The organism is Pseudomonas sp. Z1-12 (genome assembly GCF_051132015.1).
In the GTDB taxonomy this organism is placed as follows: Bacteria; Pseudomonadota; Gammaproteobacteria; order Pseudomonadales; family Pseudomonadaceae; genus Aquipseudomonas; species Aquipseudomonas zanjanensis.
Window position 1 is genome coordinate 5,200,054 of record NZ_CP071647.1, and the last position, 15,931, is coordinate 5,215,984.

Genomic DNA, 15,931 nt, shown 5'->3' on the forward strand with positions numbered 1-15,931 from the left:
TTAACTCTGAGGCCGGCACCCTACCGTTCCCCTACGCAAAACTCAGAATTGTTCCGTATTGACGCTACATCGCCTCGGTACCTATCTTAATCGCAGGTGCCTAAGAAACGCCCAACGTAGTAGCTAATCGCCAAACATAGAGCCGCGTACTGTCCAAGGACATTTGCAGTTCTGTGTGGGAGAAATAGCTCGTTGGGATTTTCTTGAATCCTCTACGTCGGGCTCGCGCCGCCAACCGTCAAACGTAGAGGTAGCTATGCCCACAAAAACGCAGCTCTGCTCTCCGTATAACTCGGAGACTTATCATGCCTGATGCTTACATTCCGGCGGTTTTCACCCGCCATAACATTCATCTGCATGCCCTCCTGGTTGAAAACCAGGCTTGGTTCAGCGCATCCGATTTGGGGCGTTTGATGAGCAAGCGCCTTGATGAACGCATGACCCGCAAGCTTGACCCTGACTAACGCCGGATGATGCTCGTGCATGTCCACGGCTTGGCCGAAGAGCGTCTGATGCTCAGCGAGTCGGGCGTCTATGCGTTGTTGGTTTATCACTACGGCCCTGAGTATCGATTGCTGCGTGAGTGGATCACGCATCAGGTGGTGCCAACCCTGCGGGATGAGCGCTCCTCGCATAAGGTGGAACGGCCTACGTTGAGCGTGTTGGATTGGCCGAAGATGTCGCTCTGCATGCTGCACTGGCAGGATGAGCCATGGATTCGCTTGCGGGATATGCCGGCGGTGTTGGTGGATGATCCGTTTAGCCAGCATGAGTCCTGGTGGCGGAAAGCTTCTCGGGTTTTGCGAGGGTTTTGAGATTCATTCGGAAGCCGTCGTCCGTGTTCGGGCGGCGGTTTTTTGTTAGGCATATTGAATTGGGGCTGCTGCGCAGCCCAGCGGGAGCAAGCTCCCTCGCCACGGGGTTCATGCCATAGGTTGGTGTCGGGCGTGGTTGCTGCGTTGTTTTGAAAATCTCGGGCAGGTTTCCACGGCTTTGGCGATTCTGTACTCAGAACCGGCCCTCAAAACCATCGATGAGATCCTGGGGGGTGCGGTCGAAATCCGCTGATATCCGAATTTTCCCCTTCAACCGTCCAGGCTTGCGCGCCTGAAGCGTATCGACATGGGCAGCAGATCCAGATAAGGCTTGCCGGCATTGGTGATCACAACCTTGTCGCCCAGCCAGGCACGCGCCCCCAGTTGTAAGAGGTGGGATTTTGTTTCTTGCAGGGTTACTTGCACCTGTTCACTCATACATCGGCCTCAATGGATTTAGCTAAGCAGACATTAGAATTCCACATCGAGCTAAGAACCAGCATCATGATATCGATTTCTCAAGGTAGGAAACTGCGGAACGAGGGCCGCTACGCAGCCCAGCGGGAGCAAGCTCCCTCGCCACGGGTTGATGTCAGGGCACAGGTGGGTGGCAGACCTGATGGTTGGGTTGGGTTTGGAAATCGCGAGCAGGCTCGCTCCCACAGGAGTTCTTTGGTGGGTTGAAACTTTGGGTGCAGCCCGCCGCGTCCTTCGGTATTAATACACTTCCTCTCACGGACCCGAGCCCCGATGAAATTCGACACAGCCTATTGCCTCAGCCTCGATGCCAAGCTTTCGATCTATGACGTTCGGGATCTGAACTTCGACGAGACCATGGCCTTCGACTCGGCCAAGGAGCGCTTTCAGTGCCCCAACGAGGTCTGTCGGGCAGCGTTTGGAGAGGAGAATCGGCTGACGACGTTCAATGCCAAGAATGTTAATTACATCCGCACGCCACATTTCAAGAATCAGCCGACGACCCAGCATATCGAGGGCTGCCCTTATGTCAGTCCGAAAACGCCGGGGTTGGGTGTAGAGAGTGGCGAGGCGGAAACGGATGACGACCGCGAGGAACATTTTCCGTCGGAGCTGTTGCTGACTCGGCGTGAGTACCTGCGTAAGTCGTCCGACCCATCGAAGGACGTTGACGCGACTCGGCCTACGCCTCCCTCCGTATCTTCCCACGGTGATAGCGCTCATTCCGCGCAGGATTCAACACCGGACAAGACCAGTGTCTTCGCCCATCCGGTGGAGTGTTTCGTTTCGAATTTCGATAACAAGGATCTGCTCAAGCGCAAGCCGCTGAAGATTGGCGAGCACACGGCGCCCTATGGATCGTTCTTCAAGAAGATCGAATATTTGCAGGACAACAAGGGCTTGATCTACTGGGGCAAGATCAAAGAGATCAAGGATTACACCCTGAGCTTTCGCATCGACTTCGAAGCAAAGGTCTGGTTCAAACAGCCGGACGAGGCGAAGAAGAAGCCTTACTCGGTCAACGTTTACCTGAGCAAGAAGCTGATCGACAACTACCGCAAGCGCAAGGCGTTCCTGGCAGAGATCAAGTACGCCATCGACAGTCACGCGCCGTTGTATTGCTTCTTTTATGGCGTCACGCCGGAGTTGAAACAGGTGCCGAGCAAGAAGAACCCCGAAGAAACGTTCGGGGTGTTCAGTGCCAATATCGGGAACCTGGATCACTTCATCATCCGTGAGGCGCCGGGGCTAACCGATAACTGATTTCGCCTTGGCTAGCCGTAGCCCTACGCCTCCTTCATTGCGCTTCTTGGGCAAGTTGCCGCTCGAACGACCGCATCTCTCGTTTCACTTCGATGTGCCGCTCACGTGCTGTCTGGGCGGCAGGCTCATCCAAGCCGCCATAACGCCGCAACCAATGGATGATCATTTCTTCGTCCGGGTAGTAATAGTCCTTATGTCCCTTACTGCTTCTCGGGGTGTCATTCATATTGCCGTCGAAGCGACCTGCAGAGAACTCATCAGAGGGTAACGTGCCCCATTCGGCAGCGCAGTCCTCAAAAATCCAGGAAATCTCGTTGAGGTGCTTTTGCGCACCACGATGGCCACGTTTATAAAAAATGTAATCACGACAACTTTCCTGGAAGCGCTCCATCATCGCTTCATCATCGACCCAACGAAGAAGATCATGCTGCCCCGCGTGACGCATCAGGCCATTGATCCATCGTTCGGAAAACCGCTGGACAAAACCTTCAACGTCCGCTTTTTTAGCACCGACGAAAATCATGCAGTAGCGGGTTTGCACGTGGATGACGAACAACACGTGTTTGCGCTGCACAGTGATCACATGAACCAGCCATTGCTCGTCGAGCTCACCCAGCTCATCGTCCTCGATAACAGGGGATGGCGGTTTTCCTACCGGGGTGACTTTCTTACCTTTGCTCACGCGGCTGAAAAAATTGCTGGCCGCTTCGGTGCAGTTGAAGATCAGCATTTAAACTCTCGGAAAATATCAGGCATCTTCGGCCCATTCGATTTCAAAGGGTTGACGGACAGCGTCGGAAACCCTTTCACGAAGCTCCTCGCTCAGAATCGCCAATTCCTCATCGCTCAGCAGATCGTACGCAATCAGCAATCTCAAAGATAAAGAAATGTCTCGACGTCGACCTACGTTGAACGCCATCGCCAAGCTCTTGTCCCGCTCTCGCATGAGGTCGTAGAGCGTGCGATATCGAGCGTGAGCTGATAACGCTTCGTTCTGGACCACCGCCTGCGCATCCGAAAGAACGCCTTGGCAGAAGCGCTCCAGCGCCAGATCGCGGAGTCCGTTGTAAAGCTTCCAGTCACTATCGGATACCGACATGCCATCCTCCTTCTACAAGACATCGGCAACGCTGTATGGAAATTTTATTGTATCGATATGCCCAACATCACAACGACCAACAATCCAATATAGACCCAGGCATGAACCCCATCCGGTATCCGTCCGATCCATGGCGTTGCCAGACGGATACCCAGTAGCGCGCCAAGTGTGAGCACAGCGAAGGCCATCAAGTCGATGTAACCCACAAACCACGGCCCCAAATCAAACTCCGTAAACCCAGCCATGGCCATGTAAGTCAGCGTCCCGGCCACCGCAACCGGCAAACTCAACGGGTTAGCCATGGACGTCGCGCGCGACATGTTCAGCCCGCAACGGCGCAACAGCGGGACCGTCATGACGCTGCCGCCCACGCCCAGGAAAGTAGCGATGGCACCGATGCTGATCCCGCCCGCCGAGACCTCTGCCCTGCCCAATCGCCGTGGGATCACAGCGTCAGACTGTGTCAGAAAACCGCGTCTGAACAAGCAGTCCAGAATGGTCACGCCCAGATAAACGATGAACCCATAGCGAATGACTTCGCTGCTCGCCCACATCGCGGCAATGGCGCCGACGACAGCGCCCAGGCCGATGAAGCCGCCCAACGGCCATACATAATGGCGAATGAGGTTGCGGGCGCGGTGATGCTTCACCGTGGCGATCAGTGCGTTGACGATCATCACACAGGTCGAGGTGGCCACGGCAATGTGCATCGCCGATTGGCCGACAGGGTCGTCGGCACCGTGGCTGGCGGTGAGCATGCGGTACAGCAAGGGCACCACGACGAAGCCGCCACCGAAACCGAACAGCACGGCGGTGATGCCACTCAGGCAGCCGAAACAGGCAAGCAATACATAGAACATCGAGGCGCATCCGTGGAAGGGGAGGCGCCTACGATAGGGAGGCGAAGCTTGGCCTGCAGCAGCAAACGGGCCAATAATGTTCGCATTTACGCCAATCGTGAGCGGCCCATCGATGCGCAACATTTCGATCGATTTATTGGATGCGACACCCAGGGCCGTCGTTGCCATCGGCACCGATTACGCTCACGGGCAAGTATTGCCGCTGCATCGCCATCGCCGTGCGCAGTTGCTCTACGGTGCCACCGGGGTCATGCAGGTCAGCACGGCGGACGGCAATTGGGTGGTGCCGCCGCAACGGGCGGTGTGGATTCCGCCGGGGGTCGATCATGAAGTGCTGATGCTGGGCGTGAGTACGCGCAGCCTGTACATCGAACCGGACGCGGTAATGGCCATGGACACGCAGTGCCAGGTCATTAGTGTGTCGCCCCTGATGCGCCAGTTGCTGATGGAGGCCGTCGAGCTTGCGCCGGACTACGACGAGGCTGGTCGGGACGGGGCGTTGATTCATCTGCTACTACACGAGTTGCTGCGCAGCACCCACCTGCCGCTGCACCTTCCGCTGCCCAAGGATCCTCGCCTGCTCAGCCTGTGCCAGGCGTTCCTGGAACACCCCGACGCCCATGCCTCGCCCGTGGAATGGGCGGCGCAATTGCATATCAGCCTGCGCTCATTCAATCGCCTGTTCAGCCGGCAGACCGCGCTGAGTTTCAGCCAGTGGCGGCAGCAGGCGTGTGTGATGTCGGCGCTGGCCCGCCTGGCTGAAGGGGATTCGGTAACACGTATAGCCTTGGACCTGGGCTACGACAGTCCCGCTGCGTTCTCCACCATGTTCCGTCGGGTACTGGGTCACGCGCCGAGCGCTTGGTTGGCGAAGACCGCCGGTCATTGATCAAAAAAATGAGATTGATCGGGATTCAAAACAACTGTACAAAAACACAGTATTTTTTAATCCCACAGCTTTGGAGCACCCCCATGGCCTCTCTCGCAATCAAAACCACCCTGGAACGCATCGCTGTCTATCAGTTCACCCCCGCCCACTGTGCACAGGCACGAGCCATGTTGGGCTGGAGTGTCGAGGAGCTGTCCCGGCAGTCCGGCGTCTCGGTCCAGGCCATCCGCCGCTTTGAGGCCGGTGGCGAATTGCTCGATGTCACCCGCCTGGCCCTGGCGTTTCGCCTGGAGGCGGAAGGCCTGGTGTTCTTCCCCGGCTTCGCACCGGGGCGCGGCATGAACATCAAGGGCGCGACCCCGGACCCGATGGGGCGTTCCGATTACGCGATGATCGAATGACCCCCGCAGCGCAGGTTCTAGGCGATACCGGCCTGGTCCTGATAGGTCGAGGGGTCCACATCCAGCCACCAGGCGCGGCCACGTTGCGGCTGCGTCAGGGTGAAAGCTTCGCCCATTTGCGGTGTGGTGATGCAAACGTTGCGTTCCCAGGCCAAGGCCAGGATGCGGTCGAAGGGTTCATACCAGGCATGCATCGCCAGGTCGAACGTGCCGTTGTGGATCGGCAGTAGCCAACGGCCCTTGAGATCGATATGGGCCTGCAAGGTCTGCTCCGGCTGCATATGGACATGGGGCCAGTCAACGTTATAGGCGCCGGTTTCCATCAGCGTCAGGTCGAAGGGGCCGTATTGTTCGCCGATGCGCTTGAAACCCTCGAAGTAACCGGTGTCGCCGCTGAAGAAAATTCGCGTTGCGCCGTCGATCATCACCCACGACGCCCACAAAGTGCTGTTGCTGTCGAACAGGCCGCGTCCGGAAAAATGCTGGGAGGGCGTGGCGATGAACTCGATGCCGTCCACCTCGGTGCCTTGCCACCAGTCCAGCTGACGCACCTTGCTGGCGTCGACGCCCCATTTGACCAGGGTCTCGCCCACACCCAAGGGCGCCAGGAAGTGGCGGGTCTTGGTCGCTAGCTTGAGAATGGCCTGATGATCGAGGTGGTCGTAATGATCGTGGGAAAGGATCACCGCTTCGATGGGCGGCAACTCGTCCAGGCTGATGGGCGGCTGATGGAAACGCTTCGGTCCGGCCCATTGCACGGGTGAGGCACGCTCGGAGAACACCGGGTCTGTCAGCCAGAATTTATCCCGCAGCTTGAGCAGCACGGTGGAATGGCCAAGACGGAAGACGCTGTGGTTCGGCGCGGCCAGCAGCGCGGCGCGCGTCAGCGGTCGAACGTCGATGGCACCTGCAGGGCGAGTGGAATGCGGCTTGTGAAAGATCATGTTCCAGATGATGCGCAGGGTGGTGCCAAAGCCTTCCCGCGGCGTGTAGGCATGATTGCGATACTTGCCCAGCTCTTGCCGGGATGAATCGTGGGCAGGCGGGCTATCGGTCGAAAGAGAGGGGATGGTCATGGTGCGATAACTCCAAGGACGTCGTCGCCATTGCGCTTCGTCGTTGTGGGACGCTGGATGGCCGTTGCATGCACGCATAGCCGTCAGACGAAAACCTACACCACTCGGTGTAGTTTCCAGATTGCATGAATCCCGGGAGCAAGTAAACTGCCGAGTGTAAGTTCTCTCCTCTCAACCGACGAATGCCCATGACCGTACCGCAGCGCCTTACCGAGCGAAAACGCGAAGCCATCCTCCAGGCCGCGATTGCTGAATTCCGTAGCAGCGGTTTCGAGATCACCAGCATGGACAGGATCGCGGCGACCGCCGGCGTATCGAAGCGCACGGTGTATAACCATTTCCCGAGCAAGGAAGCGCTGTTCGCCGAAATCCTGAATCGGTTATGGAACAGCATCACCGCAGAACAGGACATGCCCTACAGCCCGCAGACGCCGCTACGGGAGCAACTGCAAACGTTGCTGCAAGCCAAACTGCATCTGCTGGCGGACGAAAATTTCCTCGACCTGGCGCGCATCGCCATCGCCGCAACCATTCACTCCCCGGAGCGAGCCCAGGACATGGTCTCGCGCATGGGCCAGCGTGAGGAAGGCCTGACCGCCTGGATTCGCCAGGCCCAGGCCGATGGCCGATTGAAACCCGTGGAGCCGGCCTTTGCCGCCCAACAAATGCATGGGCTGCTCAAGACATTCGCTTTCTGGCCGCAGGTTTCGATGGGGCAACCGAGCCTGACCCAGGAGGAGCAAACCCAAGTCATCGAATCGGCCCTCGACATGTTCCTGAGTCGTTACCAGGCCTGAATCTCAACCCCAGCGCAGGTTGCGCCCCAGCTCATCAAACAAGGTCACCACCGAGCGCAAGGCTCGACAGTCCGGGCGGGTCAGGAGCCACAGCGCCGTATCGTATCCCTCCAGTGGTTCGCCAAGGGGCATCAGGCCCTGGCGTTCGTCGATCAGAAAGTCCGGCAGCGCCGCAACGCCTAGACCAGCCCGCACCAGTTCGGTGACCGAGAGCATGCTGTTGCAGCGATAGGCAGGCATCACGCCGGGCAGATGCTGGCGCCGCCAGGCCACGGTGGGGTGATCCGGAAGGAAGTCGTCTGGCGCGATCCAGATCATGGAAGTCAGGTCACCCGCCTCTACCGAACGCAGATACGCGGCGCTGGCGCATACCCGGTAAGTCACATTGCCCAGGTTGCGACCGACCAGGTGTTCCGGTGGCGTACGGGTCAGTCGCAACGCAATGTCGGCGTCGCGGCGACTCAGGTTGGCGAAGTCGTTCGAAGTGCTCAACTCAAGGGTCAACGCCGGATAGGCAGGCATGAAACGCGCTAAAGCCGGCAGCAGCAACGCTTGCAAGACTGAATCACTGCACGTCAGGCGTACCGTCCCGCTGATGACTTCACCGCCCTGCTCCACGCCCAACCGCGCCGCCTCCAACGCCTGCTCGGCGCGCTCGGCTTGTTCAGCCAACGCCTGGGCCAGGCTCGTGGGCAAATACCCGGAACGGCTTTTCTCGAACAAGGGCTGACCCAGGGCCGCTTCCAATCGACGTACCGAACGAAACACCGTCGACACGTCCACCTGCAGCAGCCGAGCGGCCCGGGCCAGCGAGCCGCCACGGACCAGCGCGAGGATCAGGGACAGGTCGGGGTAGTCCAGACGATAGTGCGTCGCTGCATTGATCACTTGGGTAAACGCCAATATTGATTGCGTGAACGCCAATCTATAGTGGCCACCAGGAATCAACAAGCGGCGAGCCTCCCATGGAAAATCAACATCCTTTAAACATCGCCCTGATCGGCGACCACGACCCTCAAATCACCGCTCACCGGGCAATTCCCCTCGCACTTGAGCTGGCGGGCACACAAACCGGCCAGGCCATTCGCTTCCAATGGCTGGCAACGTCGCGCATCGCCGACACCGCCGTGCTGGAAGATTTCGACGGTGTCTGGTGCGTGCCCGGCAGTCCCTACCAAAACGAAGCCGGTGCCGTGCTGGCCATTCGTTTTGCCCGCGAACAGCGTCGCCCTTTCCTGGGCACTTGCGGCGGTTTTCAGCACGCCGTGCTGGAATATGCCCGTCACGTGATGGGTTGGGTCGATGCCGTCCATGGTGAAACCTCTCCAGAGGCTGAACGGGCGCTGCTGACACCGCTGAGCTGTGCCCTGGTCGAAACCATCGACAGCCTCCAGTTCGATGCGGGCTCGTTGATTGCCAAGGCTTACGGCCGACAGACCGCGTTCGAGGGCTACCATTGCCGCTTCGGGGTCAATCCAGACTTTGAAAGAGACTTGCTGAGCCAGCGCCTGCACGCCGTTGCCCGGGATTCGGCCGGTGACTTGCGAGCGGTGGAGCTGCGGGACCATCCGTTCTTTGTCGCCACGCTGTTCCAGCCTGAACGTGCCGCACTGGAAGGCCGCGTGCCACCGCTGGTCAGCGCGTTTGTCGAAGCCTGCGCCAGGCAAATGTCATGAGCGCTCATTATTACGCAGTGATTTTTACCTCCCTGCGTACCGAGGGGGACCAAGGCTACGCCGAAGCCGCCGAGCGCATGCTGGTCCTTGCTCGGGAACAACCTGGATTTTTAGGCGTTGAATCGGCCCGTGGCGACGATGGTCTGGGGATTACCGTGTCCTATTGGCGTGATGAAGCGGCGATCCTGGCCTGGAAGCAACATCCCGAACACAGCGCGATTCGTGAGCGAGGCCGCTCCACTTGGTATACCCAATGCCAGACGAGGGTGTGCAAGGTTGAACGGGACTATGCTTTCCAACGCCCAATCTGATGCCAGGACAAAAGTCCCTGTGGGAGCGAGCTTGCTCGCGATAGCTGTAGATCAGCCAACATCACTGTGACTGACCTATCGCCATCGCGAGCAAGCTCGCTCCCACAGCGTCCACCGTTGATCAACCTGTGGCGTTATAGCTGGAAAGCTTTGTGGCGAGGGAGCTTGCTCCCGCTTGACCGGGCTGGCGCTCCAGTGCGCAGCGCTCATCGCTTTTTTGGGGCCGCTGCGCGCCCCAGCGGGAGCAAGCTCCCTCGCCACAGGACCATGCCGTTCCAAAAATTCTTGTGAACCCCACAGGGTTTCCGTTCACTTCAGGATCGGGGGCTCAGCCTTCCACCAACTGCCGCACCGCCTTGATTTCCGGCAGGTCGCCGCGGGCCATGTACACCCGCAAAGGTTCGGTCAGGTTGATGCGGTCGTCGACGTTCTGGTCCAGCAACAGTCGGATTCGCTCGCGACTGAGGGTCATGGTGCCATCCGCCCCGGGGGCCCAGACAAATTCGCTGGTGGGAATGATGCCGTCGTCGGCCACGTCCATGCCGAAGGCGTCTTCGCTGAACCGCACGATGTAGTGGCCGGTCTTGCGGTTCAGGCCGACAAAACCCTTGAGCTGGTCGGCGGCCTGGCAGATGAGTGTCGAAGTGGTGCGCATGGTAAACCTCATGGATGCGTCCCTCGGGACGTCTGATCGATGGTTTACACGCAGGGCAAGTGAATACAGGTTTTAAGGTTTCCCTCTGCCGGGGAAACTGGTGCGGCCAAGGGTACTGCAAAGCGGCCGAAAAATGGGTGGGAAAAATCTGCTTCACACAGGTTTATGTCGGTATGGCGATAGCGCCGACAGCGTTCAATTGTTAAAAGATAGGTTTTGCCTCCTCTACGAAAGGATCTCGAGCATGCCTGTCACCTTCACCCGCAGCGCCTTGATGCTGAGCCTGTTGCTCGGCTTCAGCCAGACACAAGCCTCCGAGGCCCCGAGTCCCAAGGCCCTGGCCACCCTTCAAGGCATTCCACATCCGGCAGTCATCGCCCACCGTGGTGCCTCGTTCGACGCGCCGGAATCCACCGCCGCCGCCTACAAGCTGGCCCGTGACCTGGGCGCCGATTACCTGGAGCTGGACCTGCAGCGCAGCAAGGACGGCGTGTTGTTCGTCCTGCATGACGACAGCCTGCTGCGCACCACGGATGTCGCGACCCAGTTTCCCGAACGCAAGGACAGCACCGCCAATGAATTCACCATGGCGGAACTCAAAACCCTCGATGCCGGCAGCTGGTTCAACACCGCCTACCCGGACCGCGCCCGCCCTTCGTTCGTCGGCCAGAAAATCCTCACCCTCGATGAAGTGATCAACATCGCCGAGGGCAACCCGCTGCATAAACCGGGGCTGTACATCGAAACCAAGGAGCCGAAGCTGTTCCCCGGCATCGAGCGCGACCTGAAGGACAAACTGCAGGACCGTGGTTGGCTGAGCCCCGCTGGGTCGAAATTGGCCAAAAGCGCCACCGGCGTCGGCCAGGGCAAGGGCAAAGTGGTGCTGCAGACCTTTGAAAAGAGCAGTCTCGAACTGCTGCACAAAGAGATGCCGAAGGTGCCGAAAATCCTGCTGCTGTGGGTGGGCGAAGGCAACATCGAACCCAAGTCCAAGGTGACGTTTGCCGAGTCCGGCGAAACGGACAAGGCCGTCTATTACGCCAAGCAGGAGCCCAAGGACAAGGCCGAGTTCGAACAATGGGTCCAGTACGCCAAGGCCCATGGCGCCATCGGCACCGGTCCTTCGGCGGCATTGACCCATGGGGGCAGCCAGAGCTATTCGGACCTGGTGCAGCCGTGGATGAACCAGTACACCCACGATCAGGGTTTGCTGGTGCACGTCTACACCGTGGATGAGCCGGTGGACTTCAAGAAAGTGATGGAGGCCGGCGTCGATGGCATCTTCACCAACCGGGCCAGTGAGCTGCTCAAGTATTTCAAGCGTCCCGAGACAGGCAGCGTGGCGCAGCTATTGGAAAAGAACGGCTACTGAGTCGAACGACCTTTCCAGGAAACTTGCTTCAAGATTTTTCGAATTAAGGGTGAATTAAGTTGCCACAAATAATCTGAACCCACTTAAACGACTCACCCTTAATAACGACACCAAGGAAAGCACTCATGAAAACGTTGACTGCCCTGTTTACCGCTGCCGCCCTGACCCTCACCGCTGGCCTGGCCCAGGCGGATGTACGAATCGACCAGATTCCTCAACTGGTCAAGGACGGCAAGATCAAATCCCTTGAGTCGATGAATGCGGAAGCCCTGAAGTTGCACCCAGGTGCGACCATCACCGACACCGACCTGGATAACCACTTCGACGGCTATGAATATGAAGTGGAACTGAAGACGGCCGACGGCAAAGAGTTTGACGTGGACTTCGACGCAACTACCGGCAAAGTCCTGTCCGACAAGCAAGACACTTGATCCATCGGTTAAAGAAGAGCCGCGCAACTTTCGAGTTGCGCGGCTTTTTTGCGTAGGCCGTCTGTAAACCGCCGCCGATCTGACGACGCCGCGCAACTGTCACACAACCATCAAAAAACCCTGCAATGATGCCGCTCAAGTGAACCTGTGGCCGCTGCGACAGGCACTTCCCGCCAGCGAGCCCTCATGAACCACAGCATCGACCAAAGCCATCGCGATCCGGATCTGTTCGGCCTGCTTTACGGGTTTCGTTTTCGTCCCGGCGAGCGTGGCCGGGAAATCGATTCGGCCCAGGCCCTGCAAAGCCTGCAACAACCGCAGGATGCCGACGAATTCCTCTGGCTGCACCTGAACCTGGCCCACGCCGCCTGCGAGCGCTGGATGAAAAGCCACCTGGCCTTGCCCGAGGAATTCTTCGAAGCCCTGCACGAAGGCTCGCGATCGACCCGCATCGAACATGTGGACTCGGCACTGCTGGCGGTGGTGAACGATGTGGTGTTCAACCTCAGCAACCTGGTGTCCTCGGATGTCTCCACATTGTGGGTGTGCGTACACAGTCGACTGATCATCAGTGCGCGCCTGCAACCCTTGCACTCGGTCGACAAGCTGCGCTCATCGGTCAAGGCCGGCGAATGCTTTCGCTCGCCGCTGGAGTTACTGGTGCATCTGCTGCGCGATCAAGGTGAAGTGCTGACCCAGATCGTGCGCAAGACCAGCCTCAGCGTTGATCAGATCGAAGACCAACTGCTGTCTTCGCGCGTGTCCAACAACCGCGCCGAGCTGGGCAGCCAGCGCCGCGTGCTGGTACGTCTGCAACGCTTGCTGGCCCTGGAGCCGGGCTCGTTGCTGCGCCTGCTCAACCGCCCGCCACAATGGTTGCAGAAGGAAGACGTCAAGGAGCTGCGCAAGTCGACCGAGGAGTTCGCCCTGATCATCAACGACCTCACCGCCCTGGGCGAACGGATCAAATTGCTGCAGGAAGAGATCGCCGCCAACCTCAACGAACAAAGCAACCGCACGCTGTTCACCTTGACGGTGGTCACGGTGCTGGCGTTGCCCATCAACATCATTGCCGGTTTCTTCGGCATGAACGTCGGCGGCGTGCCACTGGCCGAAGATCCCGAGGGCTTCTGGATCCTGGTAGCGCTGGTGGCGACCTTCACCGTGATTGCAGGCCGATGGGCCTTTCGCAAGCGTCGCGATTATTGAGGTTGATGCCCTGCCCCCTACTCACTTCACACTCGTATGAGCTTTTGTGGCGAGGGAGCTTGCTCCCGCTCGGCTGCGCAGCAGTCGTAAAATCTGCCAACCATTTTATTCCTGATACACCGCGCTGAATGGCTTTGGGGCTGCTATGCAGCCCAGCGGGAGCAAGCTCCCTCGCCACAGGTGGGCTACTGCATCAGGAACATACGGTCAGGCACTCAACCGCGCCGTCACTTCATTCAACTGCCCCGACAACCCGTGCAAATCCCGACTGGCCGCTTCGGTGCGCTGTACGTTATCCAGGTTGGTACTGGCAATGCAGGTGATTTCAGTCAGGTTGCGCGAAATATCCTCGGCCACCGAGGTCTGCTCTTCCGCAGCGGTGGCGATCTGACGGTTCATGTCGCGGATCGCTTCCACCGCCTGGGTGATGCGTTCCAGCATCGCGCCGGCCTGGGTCACCTGCTCGACACTTTCCTCACTGCGCGACTGGCCGCTTTCGATGGCCTGGGCCGCGTCCACCGCGCCTGTTTGAACCGTCTGGATGATCTGGTTGATCTCGATGATCGATGACGCCGTGCGCTGGGCCAGGCTGCGGACTTCATCGGCGACCACCGCAAAACCACGCCCGGCCTCACCCGCCCGTGCGGCTTCGATGGCAGCGTTGAGGGCCAGCAGGTTGGTCTGCTCGGCGATCCCGCGGATCACTTCCAGCACCTTGCCGATGCGTCCGCTGTCGGCTTCCAGGCGCCGGATCACCGTGGCGGTGTTGGCAATTTCGCCACGCATTTGGGTGATGGTGTGGATCGTGCCCTGCATCACTTTCTCGCCCTGCTGCGCCGAATGATCGGCATCATCGGCAGCCTGCGCCGCATCGGCGGCATGGCGGGCAACTTCCTGGGCGGTGGCGGACATCTCGTTCATCGCGGTCGCGACTTGATCGGTGCGCTCGAATTGCTCGCTGGTGCCTTGGCTCATCAGGCTGGCAATCGCATTGAGCTCACCGCTGGCGCTGTCCAGCTCCGTGGCACTGCGTTGCAAGCGTGTGAAGGTTTCAGCAAGGAAATCGCGCAGCGTATTGGCCGCCAGGGCCAGGTCGCCCAACTCATCCTGGCGCGTGCTCGTGACACGCTCGGCAAAACGCCCGCGGCTCAGTTGAGTCACGTACGCGATCAGGTTACGGATGGGCTGCACCAGGTTGCGGTTGACCAGCCACACACTCAACAACCCGACCAGCAGCCCTGAGGCGAGCATGATCACCGTACCCAGCATGATCGTGCGGTCGGCACCCGCACTGATCAGTGCCGATTGCTCATCGCCCAGCTTATGCAGCTCAACCACCAACTCGCTCATCTGCTCACTGGCCGCGCGGTCCACACCCTTGACTGCGGCATCGCCCGCCGCCGCGTCGCCGCCCGCCGTCACAAACGCATCACGGCCCTTCTGGTAGGCCGCGCCCAACTGGGCATGTTCGCCCCGCAGGCGTTCGATGCGTGTCTTGATTTGCGCCGGGACACCTTCGTGGGTCGTCAACTGGCCAAGGATGCCCTGGACATCGCTCTGGCGTGCCTCGAATTGCTTCCAGTATTTATCCAGGTCCGCTGGCTGCTTGCCGCGCAACAGGACGTTTTTCCACTCCTGGACCTGCACCTTGAATTGCAGGTTGGCCTCGTCGATCAATTGCGACGCACGCAACGGACCGTCGAGCAGTTGACGATAATTCTGGATGCCATCGGAAAGGAAGTGAAAGGACGCCAGGGCGATCAGCAACATGGCCAGCAGGCTGCCGCTGAGCAGGGCGAGAATCTGTGCTCTCAGGGATTTTTGTAGAAACATGGAGTCGATCTCTTCAAATAAAGAACCTCCATGTCCAGGGTCCACTGTTACAACGGAATGTGGAGGATATGTGCAAGTCATCGGCCTGTACGGGGCGTTCTTGAGCGGTGGCGACCACCGGTAGCGGGATCGTTTTTGCTGACTGGACATGACCTGTCCAGACAATCCCTTTTGTCGGCGCGATGGGATTTAAAAGTCTTTTTGTCATTTCTCCTGCTGTATCCTGCCCAGGCTTTGTAAAAGCGCGGATCTACCAGATCTATCCACAGACTTTGCGAGGAGCGCGAAATGCACGAGATCCCTAATCTCCCCTTCCCAAGCCTGCACGACACTGAGCAGACGACCACGCTACAAGCCGGAGGGCAACCTGACGCCCAGCAACCCGAGCCCAAGGAAGCCACTGAACGCCGCCAGGCCGACAGCGAAGACTGATTGACCCGTACCACCAGACCGTGTGGAAAGCGCTAAGATGCGCTTTCCACACTGCCTGAATCCCGAGCGCCCCATGACCGATGACACCCCTCCCTTCAGCGAAGCCCAGGCCAGCGTCCTGATCGGCACCGCCGAGAAAATGGTCGAGATCTGGACCCGCCTTCCCACCGAGAAACAAGCGGCCCTGCTGGCCCGGTTTGGCAGCGAAGAAAACGCCATCGCCGCGCTGGTGACCACGCGCCTGGTCAGCGAACAGAACGACCGCTGAGCCACCATTGGGCAAATAGTTTTACTTTTCCCCGCCCGGACGCCACGGTCGCCGTTATCATAAGCAG

The 15,931-nt window shown here is 59.1% G+C and carries 19 protein-coding genes and 1 pseudogene; 12 read left to right on the forward strand and 8 right to left on the reverse strand.

Annotation, left to right across the window (positions count from 1 at the left end; genetic code table 11):
* Nucleotides 1-305: 305 nt before the first annotated feature.
* A pseudogene (locus tag J3P85_RS22505) lies at nt 306-815 on the forward strand (BRO-N domain-containing protein).
* Nucleotides 816-1,085: 270 nt separating this feature from the next.
* On the opposite strand, the gene J3P85_RS22510 reads toward J3P85_RS22505, so the two are convergent.
* Nucleotides 1,086-1,253 (reverse strand): type II toxin-antitoxin system Phd/YefM family antitoxin, encoded by a 168-nt coding sequence (locus J3P85_RS22510; protein ID WP_434703554.1) that lies wholly within the window; start codon nt 1,251-1,253, stop codon nt 1,086-1,088.
* 312 nt (nt 1,254-1,565) lie between these two features.
* On the opposite strand from J3P85_RS22510, the gene J3P85_RS22515 reads away from it, so the two are divergent.
* Nucleotides 1,566-2,555, forward strand: coding sequence for a hypothetical protein (locus tag J3P85_RS22515; RefSeq protein WP_434703555.1), 990 nt, complete (start codon nt 1,566-1,568; stop codon nt 2,553-2,555).
* 34 nt (nt 2,556-2,589) lie between these two features.
* Here the strand turns inward: J3P85_RS22515 and J3P85_RS22520 are convergent, their stop codons facing one another.
* The 3 genes from J3P85_RS22520 to J3P85_RS22530 are packed head-to-tail and all read right to left on the reverse strand — an operon-like array spanning nt 2,590 to nt 4,514.
* Entirely contained in the window at nt 2,590-3,285 is a 696-nt protein-coding gene (locus J3P85_RS22520; protein ID WP_434703556.1) for a DUF6933 domain-containing protein, read from the reverse strand.
* Between the two features lie 18 nt (nt 3,286-3,303).
* Nucleotides 3,304-3,654 (reverse strand): hypothetical protein, encoded by a 351-nt coding sequence (locus J3P85_RS22525; RefSeq protein ID WP_186710577.1) that lies wholly within the window; start codon nt 3,652-3,654, stop codon nt 3,304-3,306.
* Between the two features lie 44 nt (nt 3,655-3,698).
* A complete protein-coding gene (locus tag J3P85_RS22530) occupies nt 3,699-4,514 on the reverse strand; it encodes a sulfite exporter TauE/SafE family protein (RefSeq protein ID WP_434703557.1) in 816 nt (271 codons plus the stop codon).
* A gap of 112 nt (nt 4,515-4,626) precedes the next feature.
* Between J3P85_RS22530 and J3P85_RS22535 the strand changes: the two genes are divergently transcribed.
* Complete coding sequence (locus tag J3P85_RS22535; RefSeq protein ID WP_434703558.1) at nt 4,627-5,403, forward strand: AraC family transcriptional regulator; 777 nt, start codon at nt 4,627-4,629, stop codon at nt 5,401-5,403.
* Nucleotides 5,404-5,486: 83 nt separating this feature from the next.
* Nucleotides 5,487-5,804, forward strand: coding sequence for a helix-turn-helix domain-containing protein (locus tag J3P85_RS22540; protein WP_207965732.1), 318 nt, complete (start codon nt 5,487-5,489; stop codon nt 5,802-5,804).
* 17 nt (nt 5,805-5,821) lie between these two features.
* Here the strand turns inward: J3P85_RS22540 and J3P85_RS22545 are convergent, their stop codons facing one another.
* Nucleotides 5,822-6,880: an MBL fold metallo-hydrolase gene (locus J3P85_RS22545; RefSeq protein WP_434703559.1), complete on the reverse strand. Its 1,059-nt coding sequence runs from the start codon at nt 6,878-6,880 to the stop codon at nt 5,822-5,824.
* A 188-nt stretch (nt 6,881-7,068) separates the two neighbouring features.
* On the opposite strand from J3P85_RS22545, the gene J3P85_RS22550 reads away from it, so the two are divergent.
* Nucleotides 7,069-7,677 (forward strand): TetR/AcrR family transcriptional regulator, encoded by a 609-nt coding sequence (locus J3P85_RS22550; protein WP_411385431.1) that lies wholly within the window; start codon nt 7,069-7,071, stop codon nt 7,675-7,677.
* Between the two features lie 3 nt (nt 7,678-7,680).
* Here the strand turns inward: J3P85_RS22550 and J3P85_RS22555 are convergent, their stop codons facing one another.
* Nucleotides 7,681-8,628: a LysR family transcriptional regulator gene (locus J3P85_RS22555; protein ID WP_434703560.1), complete on the reverse strand. Its 948-nt coding sequence runs from the start codon at nt 8,626-8,628 to the stop codon at nt 7,681-7,683.
* A gap of 14 nt (nt 8,629-8,642) precedes the next feature.
* Here J3P85_RS22555 and J3P85_RS22560 point away from each other — a divergent pair, with 14 nt between their 5' ends.
* Nucleotides 8,643-9,353, forward strand: a complete 711-nt coding sequence (locus J3P85_RS22560; RefSeq protein WP_434703561.1) for a CTP synthase C-terminal region-related (seleno)protein — start codon at nt 8,643-8,645, stop codon at nt 9,351-9,353.
* A complete protein-coding gene (locus J3P85_RS22565) occupies nt 9,350-9,664 on the forward strand; it encodes an antibiotic biosynthesis monooxygenase family protein (RefSeq protein WP_434703562.1) in 315 nt (104 codons plus the stop codon). Before J3P85_RS22560 ends, J3P85_RS22565 begins: the two co-directional genes overlap by 4 nt.
* Nucleotides 9,665-9,992: 328 nt before the next feature.
* Here J3P85_RS22565 and J3P85_RS22570 read toward each other — a convergent pair whose 3' ends face one another.
* The gene (locus J3P85_RS22570; protein WP_434703564.1) at nt 9,993-10,319 is read right to left on the reverse strand and encodes a DUF2025 family protein; all 327 of its coding nucleotides are present in this window, start codon (nt 10,317-10,319) and stop codon (nt 9,993-9,995) included.
* A gap of 244 nt (nt 10,320-10,563) precedes the next feature.
* On the opposite strand from J3P85_RS22570, the gene J3P85_RS22575 reads away from it, so the two are divergent.
* The 3 genes from J3P85_RS22575 (at nt 10,564) to J3P85_RS22585 (ending at nt 13,331) form a co-directional block, all read left to right on the forward strand.
* Nucleotides 10,564-11,691, forward strand: coding sequence for a glycerophosphodiester phosphodiesterase (locus J3P85_RS22575; protein ID WP_186706280.1), 1,128 nt, complete (start codon nt 10,564-10,566; stop codon nt 11,689-11,691).
* A 125-nt stretch (nt 11,692-11,816) separates the two neighbouring features.
* Complete coding sequence (locus J3P85_RS22580) at nt 11,817-12,122, forward strand: PepSY domain-containing protein (RefSeq protein ID WP_250965845.1); 306 nt, start codon at nt 11,817-11,819, stop codon at nt 12,120-12,122.
* Nucleotides 12,123-12,308: 186 nt separating this feature from the next.
* The gene (locus J3P85_RS22585; RefSeq protein ID WP_434703565.1) at nt 12,309-13,331 is read left to right on the forward strand and encodes a transporter; all 1,023 of its coding nucleotides are present in this window, start codon (nt 12,309-12,311) and stop codon (nt 13,329-13,331) included.
* A gap of 207 nt (nt 13,332-13,538) precedes the next feature.
* Here the strand turns inward: J3P85_RS22585 and J3P85_RS22590 are convergent, their stop codons facing one another.
* Nucleotides 13,539-15,164 carry a methyl-accepting chemotaxis protein gene (locus J3P85_RS22590; RefSeq protein WP_434703566.1) on the reverse strand — a complete coding sequence of 542 codons (1,626 nt, stop codon included), beginning with the start codon at nt 15,162-15,164 and terminating at the stop codon, nt 13,539-13,541.
* A gap of 288 nt (nt 15,165-15,452) precedes the next feature.
* Here J3P85_RS22590 and J3P85_RS22595 point away from each other — a divergent pair, with 288 nt between their 5' ends.
* Both J3P85_RS22595 and J3P85_RS22600 read left to right on the forward strand, forming a co-directional pair.
* A complete protein-coding gene (locus J3P85_RS22595) occupies nt 15,453-15,596 on the forward strand; it encodes a hypothetical protein (RefSeq protein WP_162893862.1) in 144 nt (47 codons plus the stop codon).
* A gap of 37 nt (nt 15,597-15,633) precedes the next feature.
* Nucleotides 15,634-15,864, forward strand: a complete 231-nt coding sequence (locus J3P85_RS22600; RefSeq protein WP_434574555.1) for a hypothetical protein — start codon at nt 15,634-15,636, stop codon at nt 15,862-15,864.
* The last annotated feature ends 67 nt before the right edge of the window (nt 15,865-15,931 follow it).